This window comes from Pseudomonas sp. SBB6, from assembly GCF_024213215.1.
Lineage (GTDB): Bacteria > Pseudomonadota > Gammaproteobacteria > Pseudomonadales > Pseudomonadaceae > Aquipseudomonas > Aquipseudomonas donghuensis.
In genome coordinates this window covers 254,926-267,606 of sequence record NZ_JANAVH010000007.1, presented here as the reverse complement: position 1 = coordinate 267,606, position 12,681 = coordinate 254,926, and the positions used below count along the sequence as shown (strand labels likewise).

The following is a 12,681-nucleotide window of genomic DNA, read 5'->3' as shown; positions in this document are numbered from 1 at the left end:
TACCGCAACACCGTAATCGCCGGCAACGCCGGCTCCCACAGGGGTCTGAGTCGCAGCGGACCTTGTGGGAGCTGGCCTTGCCAGCGATGGGCTGCAAGGCAGCCCGCCCTTCAAAGACCCTCGCGCAATACCGACGCCGGCAACGCCTCACCGCGCTCGACACACGCCTGCACCGCCGCAATCAAGCCCTCCAACTGATACCCCTGCCCGTTCAACCATTCCTGGTCATAGTAAGTGGTGGCATAGCGATCGCCGCCATCACACAGTATTGCCACGATCGAGCCGGCCTCCCCTGCTGCGCGCATCTGCTGCGCCGCCGCCAGGGCGCCAATCAGGTTGGTGCCGCTCGAACCGCCGACTCGTCGGCCCAGGCGCTGCGCCAGGTAATGCATGGCCGCCAGTGACAGGGCGTCCGGTACCTTGACCATGGCGTCAATCACTTGTGGCAAAAACGAAGCCTCCACCCGCGGCCGGCCGATGCCTTCAATGCGTGAACCGCAGTCCAGGCGCAGGGAACGGTCACCGGTCCTGTAGCTGTCGAAAAATACCGAGCGCTCGGCATCGGCGCACAGTACCCGGGTAGCATGCTGGCGATAGCGCACATAGCGGCCCAACGTGGCAGTGGTGCCGCCCGTACCCGGGCTGGAGATCAGCCAGCTCGGCTCGGGGAACTGCTCGAAACGCATCTGGGCAAAGATCGATTCGGCGATGTTGTTGTTGGCCCGCCAGTCGGTAGCGCGTTCGGCATAGGTGAACTGGTCCATGAAGTGCCCACCACTTTCCCGGGCCAGACGTTCGGACTCAGCGTAGATCTGCGTCGGGTCCTGCACCAGATGGCTCTGGCCACCGTAGAAGGCAATCTGGGCGATCTTCTCCTGCGATGTGCTGGCAGGTACCACGGCAATGAAAGGCAGCCCGAGCAAGCGCGCAAAGTAAGCTTCGGAGATGGCTGTCGAGCCGCTGGACGCCTCGATCACTGGCGCCCCCGGGCGCAACCAGCCATTACACAAGGCATACAGAAACAACGACCGCGCCAACCGGTGCTTGAGGCTGCCGGTGGGGTGGCTCGACTCATCCTTGAAATACAGCTCGACACCGGGAAAGCCTGGCAGCGGCAGCGGGATCAGGTGGGTATCGGCGCTACGCTGGAAGTCCGCTTCGATAATGCGGATGGCTTCACGAGCCCACTGGCGGTGATCGTTCATGGTCGATTCTCGGGCAAAAAGGTCGAAGTTCTGTAGAACATGTTAGGAAAATTCTGATAACTCCTACAGATACAGCCACGGTGAATTATCGACTGCAACTGCTAGGCTGCATGGCGTGAGTTGGTTACAGCATATAACAAAAAAGAATATAGTTTTTGTTTTAAAGAATATCACCACAGGGTAGGGTGTGCCCCTATCAGAACCTTCAGGATGGAGAGCGCCCTTGCCCCTGCGTAGCACTTTCACACGTTTCTTTCAGTTGGAAGCTGCCAGCGGTCTATTACTGATTGCTGCAGCCGCCCTGGCCCTGATCATCAACAATTCGCCGCTGTCTTACCTGTACAACGGCCTGCTGGATGTTCCGGTGGTCGCCCAGATTGGCGCCCTGAAAATTGCCAAACCCTTGCTGTTGTGGATCAACGACGGCCTGATGGCCTTGTTCTTCCTGCTGATCGGCCTTGAGGTCAAGCGCGAGGTGGTCGATGGCCACCTCTCCAAGCCCTCGCAGATCGTCCTGCCCGGCGCTGCCGCCATCGGCGGCATGGTGGTACCGGCGCTGATCTACTGGTTCCTCAACAAGGACAACCCGGCCGCCGTGGCTGGCTGGGCCATCCCCATGGCCACCGACATCGCCTTCGCCCTCGGCGTGCTGGCCCTGCTGGGCAAGCGTGTACCGGTTTCGCTCAAGCTGTTTTTGATGACCCTGGCGATCATCGACGATCTGGGCGCGATCATCGTCATCGCCCTGTTCTACTCCGGCACGTTGTCGAGCCTGTCGCTGGGCCTGGCGGCAGCCTGCCTGCTGGTGCTGATTGCGATGAACCGGCTGGGGGTGGTCAAGCTCGGCCCGTACATGGTGGTCGGCCTGATCCTCTGGGTCTGCGTGCTCAAGAGCGGTGTGCATGCCACCCTGGCCGGGGTCACCCTGGCGCTGTGCATCCCGCTGCGCACGAAAAACGCCGAGCCCTCCCCGCTGCTGAGCCTGGAGCATGCCCTGCACCCTTGGGTCGCCTATGGCATCCTGCCGTTGTTTGCCTTTGCCAACGCCGGTGTGTCGCTGACGGGCGTCAGCCTTGAAAGCTTTACCCATCACGTGCCCATGGGCATCGCCGTCGGCCTGCTGGTGGGCAAGACCCTCGGGGTATTCGGCTTCGCCTGGGTGATGATCAAGGCTGGCATGGCTGCGTTGCCCGCAGGTGCCAATTGGGGCCAGGTGCTTGGGGTCGCGATTCTCTGCGGCATCGGCTTTACCATGAGCCTGTTTGTCGGCTCCCTGGCCTTTGTACCGGGCAGCAGCGAATACGCCGGCATGGACCGCATGGGGATCCTCACCGGGTCCATCCTTGCCGCGCTGATCGGCTATGGCATCACCGCGCTGTCGAGTCGCAAGCCCGCCGTGGCCTGAAATTCAAGGCAATAAAAAACCCCGACCGGCGCTGCCGAGTCGGGGTTTTTAATGGCGGGTTCACCACTCAGTGAGTAACCCGGCTGGTACCGTCGACGGTCATGATCCGCACACGCTCACCGACGCGGAAAATCTCGTTCTGTTGCACCGCCTGCACGTAGGCACGCATGCTGCCGTCGTCTTCACGCACGGTGATTTCCACGCCCTGGGTACGGGTCAGGCCTTCTTCGGCCGCAGAACCTGCCAGGCCACCGGCCACGGCACCGATCACGGCGGCAACGATACTGCCGCGACCGCCACCCACCGCGCTACCGGCGACGCCGCCAACGATTGCACCGGCGCCACCGCCGATCGGGGTTTTGGTACCTTCGATTTTCACCGGCCGCAGAGACTCGATGGTGCCCATGCGCACGGTCTGCACACGGCGTGCTTCATCACGGGAGTACGAATCGCCGGTCAGGCTCGAGGCACAACCGCCAAGCAGCAGCGACATTGTGGTGAAGCTTGCCACCAGCAGAACAGATTTACGCATTGGATGATCTCCGTAAGACAGATGCCCATTAGACTCCGCGCATTGACGACTGTCACGACAGATGCGCGGTAAAATTGCTTCCATTCAGCTTCCGTACAGCCTGTTCTATCGGGGCAGCCTGTAGAAACTTCTAGCGCAAGGATAGACATGGATTACTTCATCGTCGTCATCACCACCGTGGCAGGCCTTTACTTCCACTGGTGGATCTACGTTCGCATCAAGCGCTGGATGGACCGTGACCTGGCCTTGTCACTGGCAGGCGAAGACGAAGGCAAGAAGGCCTTCATGCTACAACGTCTGGACAGCGCCAAGGCGCAAAAGGTCAAACGCAGTGAACTGGCGGCCTGGCTGGAGCGTGAGGCCGCCGGTTACCCGGCCGATTAAGGCGCGAGGCGCTCACGCAGCCAGTTGCCCTGCTGCAAGCGGTAATTGAGGCGGTCGTGCAGGCGGCTGGCGCGCCCCTGCCAGAACTCGATACGCTCGGGCAACAGGCGATAGCCGCCCCAGTGCTCCGGGCAATGCGGCTGGTTGTCGCTAAAGCGCTGCTCGGTGGCCTTTACCAGGCCTTCGAGCTCGGCACGGTCGGCAATCACCTGACTCTGCGGAGAAGCCCAGGCCCCCAGGCGGCTGCCCAGCGGGCGCACCTGATAGTACTCGTCCGATTCCTGCTGGCTGACCTTGACCACCCGGCCTTCGATGCGCACCTGACGCTCCAGCGCCGGCCAGAAGAACGTCATGGCCGCAAAGGGATTGACCAGCAATTGCTGGCCCTTGGCGCTTTCATAGTTGGTGAAGAAGGTAAAACCTTGCTCATCCAGGCCTTTGAGCAAAACGATCCGGCAATGCGGACGACCATCGCCATCCACCGTTGCCAGGGTCATGGCATTGGCTTCCACCGGTGGTTGCTCGGTTTTCAGGGCGTCATCGAACCACTGACGAAACAACGCGAACGGCTGCTCCGGAGCCAAGGCTTCGGTCAGGCCGTCACGGGTGTAATCGCGGCGCATATCGGCCAGGGATTGGGTCATTACTGCGTTCCTTGACGATCAGTTGGTCTTCGCAGGGCTGGTGTTGGCAGCGACTTTTTTCGCCGCCGGTGCCGCAGCCTTTTTCGCCGCAGGCTTGGCGGCAGGCTTCTTGGCCGCGCTCTTGGCTGGTGCGGCTTTCTTGGCTGCAGTGGCTTTTTTCGCCGGGGCCTTGGCCGCAGGCTTGGCAGCCGGCTTAGCCGCGACCTTGGCTGGGGCTTTGGCATCCTGCACGGCAACCAGTTCGGCCGGGCTCGGGGTCGGCTGCTTGTACTTGGCCAGCAAGGCGACCATGGTGTTCTGTGGCGTCAGCACCAGCTCGACGCGGCGGTTCAGCGAGCGGCCCTCGAGGCTGTCGTTGGCCGCGCGCGGCATTTGCGAGCCCATGCCACGCAGCATCAGGCGATCGCGTTCCAGGCCGCTGAGACGGAAAATGGCGGCCACCGACTGGGCGCGCTCCTGGCTGAGCTTGGTATTGGCTGCCGCGACCCCACTGCTATCGGCATGGCCGAGGACCAGCACTGCGGTCTGCTTGTCGGTCTCGATGGCCTTGGCCACACGGGTGATCGGGCCAAGGGTGACCGGCAGGAGCATGGCCGGGCGGTCCGGGTTGTAGGAGCTGTCGACCGGCACGGTCACGACCAACACGTCTTCACGGCGTTCGACTTCGAACTTGCTGTCCTTGATGGCTTCGCGCAGCTTCGGCTCGTAACTGTCCAGCCAGGCCTGGGTCGCCTTGCGGTCGATTTTCGGCACGGCAGCGACCTTGCTCTTGTCGCTCTCGCCAAACGGCCACCACCAGCGGCTGGCGCTGTCCGACTTGGCGTCGGCCTTGGCCACTTTTTCGGTTACCACGTCCTTAACTTCCTTGTCGACGACCTGGTCCGAGCCAAATGGCCACCAGTTGAAACCGGCATCAGCGGCCCCGTGTTGCTGAGGATGCTGCGCGCAGCCGGTGACAGCCAGGCACAGGGCGAGAGCTAAGGATTTATGCGAAGACATCAGCGATACACCATGAAAATGAAAGAAATTTGGCCCAGCAATGCAGGGCTTTGGATTTCAGAATAGCCAAAGGGTTCAGGCCACAACGGGGTCAACCGATCAAAGGCAGCTGGCCAATACCCGCACCAGCTTCTGCGCCCGAGGGTCCATGAGCACGTAAGGGCCCAGGGTGTTGGTAACAAAACCAAAGGAAACATCATGTTCCGGGTCGGCAAAGCCCACCGAGCCACCCGCCCCCGGGTGGCCGAAGGCGCGCGCGCCCAGACCAAAGGTAGCGTTTGCCACGCGTGGCTGATCGAGCATACAGCCCAGGCCAAAACGGGTCTGGGTCAACAAGGTCCGGTCCTGGCCGAGGCTGTGCTCCCGCGTCAGTTCATCCAGCAGTTCCGACTCCAGCAGGCTGCCATCGAGCAGGCCAGCATAGAAACCGGCAAGGCTGCGGGCATTGCCATGGCCATTGGCCGCCGGTTGCTGCATCCGGCGCCACTCTGGCTTGTTGGTACTGGTGAGCATGCCTGGCGGGTTGGTGAAGGCCCGGGTCGACAGGGCCTGTGGCTCACGCAGGGTTACCTGGAGCAGGCGCTGGGCCGCTTCATCGCCCAGGTTGCCTTTGCCGCGGGCGATGTGCGCAACCCGATGGAATTCTTCTTCGGCCAGGCCGATATGAAAGTCCAGACCCAGCGGCCTGGCGGTGCGCGCGACGATCGACTCGCCTGGCTCGCGGCCATCTGCACGGCGGATCAACTCGCCGATCAACCAGCCAAAGGTGATGGCCGCATAACCGTGGGCGGTGCCGGGCGTCCACCAGGGCGATTCGCCAGCCAGCGCCTGGACCATGGTTTGCCAGTCATAGAAGGCTTCGGCCGGCATCAACTCGCGCAAGGCCGGTACACCGGCGCGATGGCTGAGCAACTGGCGCAGGGTGATCGATTGCTTGTCGGCCTGGGCGAATTCCGGCCAGTAACGCGCCACAGGCGCATCCAGGGCCAGCTTGCCCTCGCCGACCAATTGCAGGGCCGTCACGGCGGTGAACATCTTGGTGCAGGAAAACAGGTTGGCGATGGTGTCGCTGTGCCAGGCCTCGGCCCCGTCCTTGTCGGCGCTACCGGCCCAGAGGTCGATGACGGTCTCGCCACCGACCTGGATGCACAGCGCTGCGCCACGCTCCTGGGGATCGTCGAACAGCGCCGCAAAGGCTTCACGCACTGCTTCGAACTTAAGCTCGTAATGACCCTGAATCTGCACCCAGCAACTCCCGCAAAACCGGCTTCTCAATAGGGTGTGCATTGTTTCAGTCTGCGCACGATTTGGGAACAGACAGAAGCCGGGCGGTCCACGCCAGACGGCTGCTGTCAGGGGGCCTTGGGCGTTTTCTGCGTGGCTACGAGGGTTTTACCGATCTGCTCCTGAGCCTGCAGGTTGCTTTTGCGCACACCGTCGACAAAGCCCTGGAACGGCACATCGGTAATGCCCACCAGGCCGAAGTGGCCATTCTCGCCATCGAGCAGACGCCCGCTGGCCGGCTGGTCGAGGTATTGGAACCAGTGCACGCCGACGATCGACGGCTCATCCACAGCGGCCTTGACGAAGCCGGCATAGGCTGGCGCCCTGCCTTCTTCCTTGGCCACTTCCATCGGCCCCGGCCAGAACGGGCCGCGATCACGGGAGCCGAACTGGAACTCGGAGACCAGCACCGGCTTGTCCAGCGCCTTGAGCTGGCTGAAGTCGTAACCGTCCTGTGGTTTGGGCGTGTAGAAGTTGAAGCTGATGACGTCGCAGTACTCGGCACAAGCGGCGACCGCTTCCGGGGTGCTCACGGCATAGCGGCCACCGAGCAACAGGTGATTGGGCGCATGCCATTTCAGCGAGTCGGCAATGGTCTTGAAATAGGTTTCGGCGAAGACCTTCTGGAAGTACTTGAAGTCGGCTTCGATCTCCGGGTGCTCAGGGCTTGGCAGCGGCGGCTCGAAGCCAGGGTCTTCCATCAGCTCCCAGGCCGGCAAGTCAATGCCCCAGGCCTTGGACAAGCCAGCCTGGTTGCGGTATTTGTCGCGCAGCTGCTTGAGGAAGGCGCGCTTGGCCGGCACGTCGGTAGTCAGGCGCAAAGTGCCATAGGCCAGGGCGTAACGGGCCTTGGGGTCATCCCCGGGGGCGGCCCAGGCCAGTTCGTTGTCGGCGAAATAACCGATCAGCCAAGGGTCGTCGCGGTGGTCGCGGGCGGCAATCGCCACCGCACGCTCGGTGGCCATGGCAAAGCGTGGGTCGAACGGGTCGGGCATGCCGCCCCACCAGTCCATGCCGGTGCTGATACTGGCATAGTCACCGACGATCGACAGCGGCAAGGTGTAGGGCATGCGGCTGGCCTGGCCCAGCGTCGGCTCGCTCCAGTTGCCCAGGGTATTGAAGCCCCAGGCCTGCAGGCGATCGAGGGTATGACCCTGCCAGCGTTGCTTGTCGAAGCTGGCTACCGGGCATTCAACCGCCGGGGCCTTGTCGCTGGCTGCCACCGGCGTGCACGGTGTGCCATGGCTGCGCTCGATATTGGCGGCATAGAAGTCGAACCAGCGCCCCTGGTTGAAGTTGCGGCCACGGGCCGAGCCGTTGCCATCGTTATTGTTGCCCTCGCCGTAGAACTGCGCCAGCGCTTCACCCGGTTGCGGCAGCGCGCTGAACATGGCTTCGCGCCCGGCGACGTAAGTGCGACCGCCGTCGGCGGCCACGGTGTTGACGCCCAGGGAGTAGAACGGGTGCCCTTGCGGCGTCACCAGGTACCAGCGGCCCTCGCGTTTTTCCGTACGGAAGAAGCCCTTGGCCTCGAACGCCGGCCCCTCGTTGATGCCGCCGAACTTGTCCAGCTTGAGCTTGCTGCGCTCGCCCAGCCAGCCCTTGAGCTGCTGCTGCTCACGGCTGGCGGCGGCCTTGAGCTGATCGTCGCTGACAACCTTCTCCGGCCAGCGGCCGCGGGTGGACTGGCCATAGCCGTCGATCAAGCCGGAGTACACGGCCTTCTGCAACTGGTCGTCATCCTGAGTGCCGACGCGCTCGATAAGGATGCTCTGGGCGACATTGGGCTTGTTCATCGACAAGGTCACCGATACCACCTGCTTGAGGTCGACCTCGCCGGCGCTGCTGGTCAGCAACACCCGCTGGCCCTCATGCACCCAGGGCATCGGCGGCCCGGCACGCATGCCCTGGCTCAGGGGCGAGCTGGCCTTGAGCGGCACATAGACGGTTTGCGCCGGGCCCGCCGGCAGGTCGATGCGGCTGGTGAGGGTCTTGCCATCGCTGCTCTGTACCGTCACATCGACGGTCAGCGCCCAGTCCATGGCGCTTTGCAGACGCAAGGTCATGGCCGTGGCAGTGGACCAGTCCCAGGCACCGGACTGCGGAGTCAGGCGCAGTTTGGGCTGCTGCACCGGGTTGAACACCACCCGGCGCAGCACCTCGCCCTCGGCCGTCTGCTCTGCGTTGTACTGCGGCAGGCTGGCATCTTCGGTCACCACATTGACCACCGCGGCCGGGCGAACGAAGCTGAACAGCGTCTGTTGCCCGGCCAGCAGCGGCGTGCTGAACAACAGTGCGAATACGGCAGGCAAGGTACGGCGAATCATAGGGCTGGTGCTCTCCTTGAGGGCCCATAGGGCCTTGAACTGAGTGATAGACAACGCCCGGAGCATTGCGCTCCGGGTTTCAGGAAATTTCTCTGCGAAACGGTGGCAACGCATTGAGAATAGCCTTGCCGTAGCGCTGGGTGACCACGCGCCGATCAAGCAGGGTGATGGTGCCGCGATCCTCTTCGGTGCGCAGCAGGCGCCCGCAGGCCTGGATCAGCCGCAGCGAGGCATCCGGCACGGCGATTTCCATGAACGGATTGCCGCCCCGGGCCTCGATCCATTCGGCCAGGGCTGCCTCGACCGGATCATCCGGCACCGCGAACGGAATCTTGGCAATCACCACGTGCTCGCAATAGGCGCCCGGCAGGTCGACGCCTTCGGCGAAACTGGCCAGGCCGAACAGCACGCTGGAATCACCGCCATCGACCCGCGCCTTGTGCTTGTTGAGGGTTTCCTGCTTGGACAGGTTGCCCTGGATGAACACCTGCTTGCGCCAGTCGCGGTCCAGGCCGTCGAACACGTCCTGCATCTGCTTGCGCGAAGAAAACAGCACCAGCGAACCGCGCGAACCTTCCACCAGCTCCGGCAGGTCGCGGATGATCGCCGCCGTGTGGGCGGCGGCATCGCGCGGGTCGGCGCGCAGGTCCGGCACCCGCAGCACGCCGGCATCGACGTGGTGGAAGGGGCTCGGCACGACGCTGGTGACCGCAGTCTTGGGCAGCCCGGCACGCATGCGGAAACGATCGAACTTGCCCAGCGCAGTAAGGGTGGCCGAGGTCACCAGGGCGCCATGGGCGACACTCCACAGGTTGCGCCGGAGCATTTCGGCGGCGAGGATCGGGCTGGCATTGACCTCGATGTCGAACAGCGCACCGCTTTCCGCCAGGGTCAGCCAGCGGGCCATGGGCGGGCTGTCTTCCGGGTCCTCGGCGGTGAAGGCGGTCCACAGCTCCCAGTTGCCCTGGGCACGCATCAACAGGCTGCCGAACAGCGGGTACCACTCCTCGGCCTGATGGCTGGCGATGCCGATGTTGACTTCGCCGTCCATGCCTTCCTTGAGCAGCTCGGTCAGGCGGGTGAACAGGTCGTTGAGGCGCGAGAAGCCCTTTTTCAGCTCGATGCCCATCTCGCGCATGTGCTCGGGGACCACTCCGCCTTCGAAGCGATGACGGGGCCGCTCGCGACCTTCCATGTCTTCGCCGGGGCGGAAATCGGCGACCTGCTCGCAGGCGCTGAACATGAACTGCTGCTGGGCCTTGATCTCGCGGGCCAGCTCCGGCACCTGCTCGATCAGTTTGCCCAGGTCGCCGGGCAGCGGATGCTGGGCCAGCAGTTTGGTCAGGTTCTTGGCGGTTTGCTCGAGCCAGTCGGCGGTCGAGCGCAAACGGGTGTAGTGAGCGAAGTGGCCGATGGCCTTGTCGGGCAGGTGGTGGCCTTCGTCGAACACATAAATGGTGTCGCGCGGGTCCGGCAGCACGGCGCCGCCGCCCAGGGCCAGGTCAGCCAGGACCATGTCATGGTTGGTGACGATCACATCGACCTTGCCCATGCCTTCGCGAGCCTTGTAGAAGGTGCACTGCTGGAAGTTCGGGCAATGACGGCCGGTGCACTGGCTATGGTCGGTGGTCAGGCGCGCCCAGTCCTGGTCTTCCAGGGCCTGGGGCCAGCTGTCACGGTCGCCATCCCAGCGGTTGCCGGCGAGCTTCTCGATCATGCTGGTGAACAGCTTCTGGCTGGCTTCATCGACTTCGATCTTGAAGCCTTCCTCTTCGAACAGCTGGGCGGTGGCCGACTGTGCCTGGCCTTCCTGCAGCAGCAGGTCGAGTTTCGACAGGCACAGGTAGCGGCCCCGGCCCTTGGCCAGGGCGAAGCTGAAATTCAGGCCGCTGTTGCGCATCAGGTCGGGCAGGTCCTTGAAGACGATCTGCTCCTGCAGGGCAACCGTGGCGGTGGCGATTACCAGGCGCTTGCCGGCCGCCTTGGCCGCCGGAATCGAGGCCAGGCTATAGGCCACCGTCTTGCCGGTACCGGTGCCGGCCTCGACTGCGACCACAGCCGGTTCACCGACGCGCCGACCTTCGTCGTCGCAGTCGATATCGCCGAGCACCTTGGCCACTTCGGCAATCATCAGGCGCTGGCCGTAGCGGGGCTTGAGGCTCTTGGCTTCGAGAAAACGCGAATAGGCGCCCTGAATCGTGGTTTTGAGTTCGTTGCTGATCATGGTGTCGGGGCGCCCGAAGGGCTGGATAAATTTTCAGTGTTTCGGTTGGGTCGCTATCATACCCCGCTATTGCCCTTTGCGCCGAATGGAGATCCCGATGCCCATCTTTGCCCTTCCTTATAGCCTGCATGTTCTGGCCGCCCTGGTGTGGGTCGGGGGGATGTTCTTTGCCTGGCTGATCCTGCGCCCTGCGGCGGTTGCAGCCCTGGATGGCCCCGCTCGTCTGCGCCTGTGGGTGGAAGTGTTTCAGCGTTTTTTCGTGTGGGTGTGGATCGCGATCGCGGTGCTGGCGATCAGCGGTGTGATCATGATCAATACGCGTTTTGCCAGCTTCGAGACGACACCGCGGCATGTTCAGGTGATGATCGGTGGCGCGATTGCGATGTTCGCCCTGTTCTTTCGTATCCAGTCGTTGCTGTACCCGGAACTGCGCAAGGCAGTGCAGGCCGAAGACTGGCCTGCAGGCGCGGCGGTCATGGCGAGGATTCGCCGGATGGTCGGGATCAACCTGATGCTGGGGATCGCAGTGGTGCTGTCGGGAGGGGTGTTGTGGTGAATTGAAGGCCGGGGGGCTGCTACGCAGCCCATCGCCGGCAAGGCCGGCGCCCACCGGGTCGGCGTGTGTTTTTACAGGCGCTGCAGAATCAACTCCCCAGCCGCCCCGGGCAAACCTGGCTGGCCTGCCACACCCGGTTTGCCCGCGGTACCGCCAGCGGTGCTGTAAACCAGGCAGCCCTTGCTCGAGCCACCGGCCCCCGGCTTGCCGGCTGCTCCCGCCACACCTGGCGCGCCGCCATCGACCTGAACCACGATGCGCTCGGCCGGGAAATCCGCCGGCAGCGCCAGCCGTACCCGGCCACCAGGCGCGCCGTCATGGCCGTTGCCGCCATTGTCGCCATTGGCCCCGCGGCTGGCCTGGCCCCAGGTGCAACCTCCCGGCTTGCCGTTGGCGCCATCGAGCCCGACGTATCCCGGAGCACCGGCCCCGCCACGAGCATCAATGGCCAGCGTCGAGGCCTGCAGCTCATGCAACTGCAACGCCAGGTTGCGCCCGGCCTTCGCCGCCTTTTCATAGGTCCCCGGCGCACCATGGGCGACAATCTGGCTACCCTCGCCCAAACTGGCCCGGCTCACCTCGATCTGCAAGGTGGTGTCGGCCGGCACGATGGCAATCCGCGCGTCATGCCCCAGGTGCAACTCATCGATTTTGAGGTCGACCAGGCTGGCTGGCAGCAACAACGTGGCGGAGTCCGCAACCTCCAGGCGCTGCAAATGCACGACGCTGGACTTGTTCGGCAAGCGCAGCACCGAATGGCTCGCCACGCTAATGGCATCGGCCAGGGCCAGGGGGCTGAACAACGCAGCCAGAATGATCAATTTACGCATGAGCAGCTTCCTTGCGGGGTGCAGGAATCGAAAGGACATGAAAAATACCCACCAGCAGGATCTGCAAGCGATCGAACCAACGATGGCTGCGCGTGCGCAAGCAACCATTGAACATCAACACTTCCAGCAGGTGCAGGCCAAGCAGGGCGGCACCGGCGGCATTGATCAGCAGGTGGAAGGGATGCTCCAGGGGAATCAGCAGATTCACCAGCACCACCCACCAGAACACCACGGTCAGGGCCTTGGCCAGCCCCAGTAAGCCTTGCATAGGCGCCCCCCGTTGTTATTTTT

At 63.4% G+C, this 12,681-nt stretch carries 12 protein-coding genes; 3 read left to right on the top strand and 9 right to left on the bottom strand.

Features of this window, described 5'->3' with window-relative positions:
• Positions 1 to 110: 110 nt before the first annotated feature.
• Positions 111 to 1,205 (bottom strand): PLP-dependent cysteine synthase family protein, encoded by a 1,095-nt coding sequence (locus NLX68_RS16325; RefSeq protein ID WP_254284808.1) that lies wholly within the window; start codon positions 1,203 to 1,205, stop codon positions 111 to 113.
• Positions 1,206 to 1,428: 223 nt separating this feature from the next.
• On the opposite strand from NLX68_RS16325, the gene nhaA reads away from it, so the two are divergent.
• The gene (gene nhaA, locus NLX68_RS16320) at positions 1,429 to 2,610 is read left to right on the top strand and encodes a Na+/H+ antiporter NhaA (RefSeq protein WP_254284807.1); all 1,182 of its coding nucleotides are present in this window, start codon (positions 1,429 to 1,431) and stop codon (positions 2,608 to 2,610) included.
• A gap of 67 nt (positions 2,611 to 2,677) precedes the next feature.
• Here nhaA and NLX68_RS16315 read toward each other — a convergent pair whose 3' ends face one another.
• Complete coding sequence (locus NLX68_RS16315; protein ID WP_010221079.1) at positions 2,678 to 3,142, bottom strand: glycine zipper 2TM domain-containing protein; 465 nt, start codon at positions 3,140 to 3,142, stop codon at positions 2,678 to 2,680.
• A gap of 147 nt (positions 3,143 to 3,289) precedes the next feature.
• Between NLX68_RS16315 and NLX68_RS16310 the strand changes: the two genes are divergently transcribed.
• On the top strand, positions 3,290 to 3,526 hold the full coding sequence (locus NLX68_RS16310; RefSeq protein WP_254284806.1) for a hypothetical protein: 237 nt from the start codon (positions 3,290 to 3,292) through the stop codon (positions 3,524 to 3,526).
• Here the strand turns inward: NLX68_RS16310 and pdxH are convergent.
• The 5 genes from pdxH to dinG form a co-directional block, all read right to left on the bottom strand.
• The gene (gene pdxH / locus NLX68_RS16305; protein ID WP_010221077.1) at positions 3,523 to 4,170 is read right to left on the bottom strand and encodes a pyridoxamine 5'-phosphate oxidase; all 648 of its coding nucleotides are present in this window, start codon (positions 4,168 to 4,170) and stop codon (positions 3,523 to 3,525) included. The genes NLX68_RS16310 and pdxH overlap by 4 nt on opposite strands.
• 18 nt (positions 4,171 to 4,188) lie before the next feature.
• Positions 4,189 to 5,169: an OmpA family protein gene (locus NLX68_RS16300; protein WP_254284805.1), complete on the bottom strand. Its 981-nt coding sequence runs from the start codon at positions 5,167 to 5,169 to the stop codon at positions 4,189 to 4,191.
• A gap of 99 nt (positions 5,170 to 5,268) precedes the next feature.
• Positions 5,269 to 6,414: a serine hydrolase domain-containing protein gene (locus NLX68_RS16295; RefSeq protein WP_254284804.1), complete on the bottom strand. Its 1,146-nt coding sequence runs from the start codon at positions 6,412 to 6,414 to the stop codon at positions 5,269 to 5,271.
• A 107-nt stretch (positions 6,415 to 6,521) separates the two neighbouring features.
• Positions 6,522 to 8,780 (bottom strand): beta-galactosidase, encoded by a 2,259-nt coding sequence (locus NLX68_RS16290; RefSeq protein ID WP_254284803.1) that lies wholly within the window; start codon positions 8,778 to 8,780, stop codon positions 6,522 to 6,524.
• Between the two features lie 79 nt (positions 8,781 to 8,859).
• Positions 8,860 to 11,004 (bottom strand): ATP-dependent DNA helicase DinG, encoded by a 2,145-nt coding sequence (gene dinG, locus NLX68_RS16285; RefSeq protein ID WP_254284802.1) that lies wholly within the window; start codon positions 11,002 to 11,004, stop codon positions 8,860 to 8,862.
• Between the two features lie 97 nt (positions 11,005 to 11,101).
• Between dinG and NLX68_RS16280 the strand changes: the two genes are divergently transcribed.
• Positions 11,102 to 11,560 (top strand): CopD family protein, encoded by a 459-nt coding sequence (locus NLX68_RS16280; RefSeq protein WP_010221072.1) that lies wholly within the window; start codon positions 11,102 to 11,104, stop codon positions 11,558 to 11,560.
• A 71-nt stretch (positions 11,561 to 11,631) separates the two neighbouring features.
• Here the strand turns inward: NLX68_RS16280 and NLX68_RS16275 are convergent, their stop codons facing one another.
• Both NLX68_RS16275 and NLX68_RS16270 read right to left on the bottom strand, forming a co-directional pair.
• Complete coding sequence (locus NLX68_RS16275) at positions 11,632 to 12,390, bottom strand: collagen-like protein (protein ID WP_254284801.1); 759 nt, start codon at positions 12,388 to 12,390, stop codon at positions 11,632 to 11,634.
• The gene (locus NLX68_RS16270) at positions 12,383 to 12,658 is read right to left on the bottom strand and encodes a DUF1145 domain-containing protein (protein ID WP_010221070.1); all 276 of its coding nucleotides are present in this window, start codon (positions 12,656 to 12,658) and stop codon (positions 12,383 to 12,385) included. The genes NLX68_RS16275 and NLX68_RS16270 overlap by 8 nt, the downstream gene beginning before the upstream one ends.
• Positions 12,659 to 12,681 lie beyond the last annotated feature (23 nt).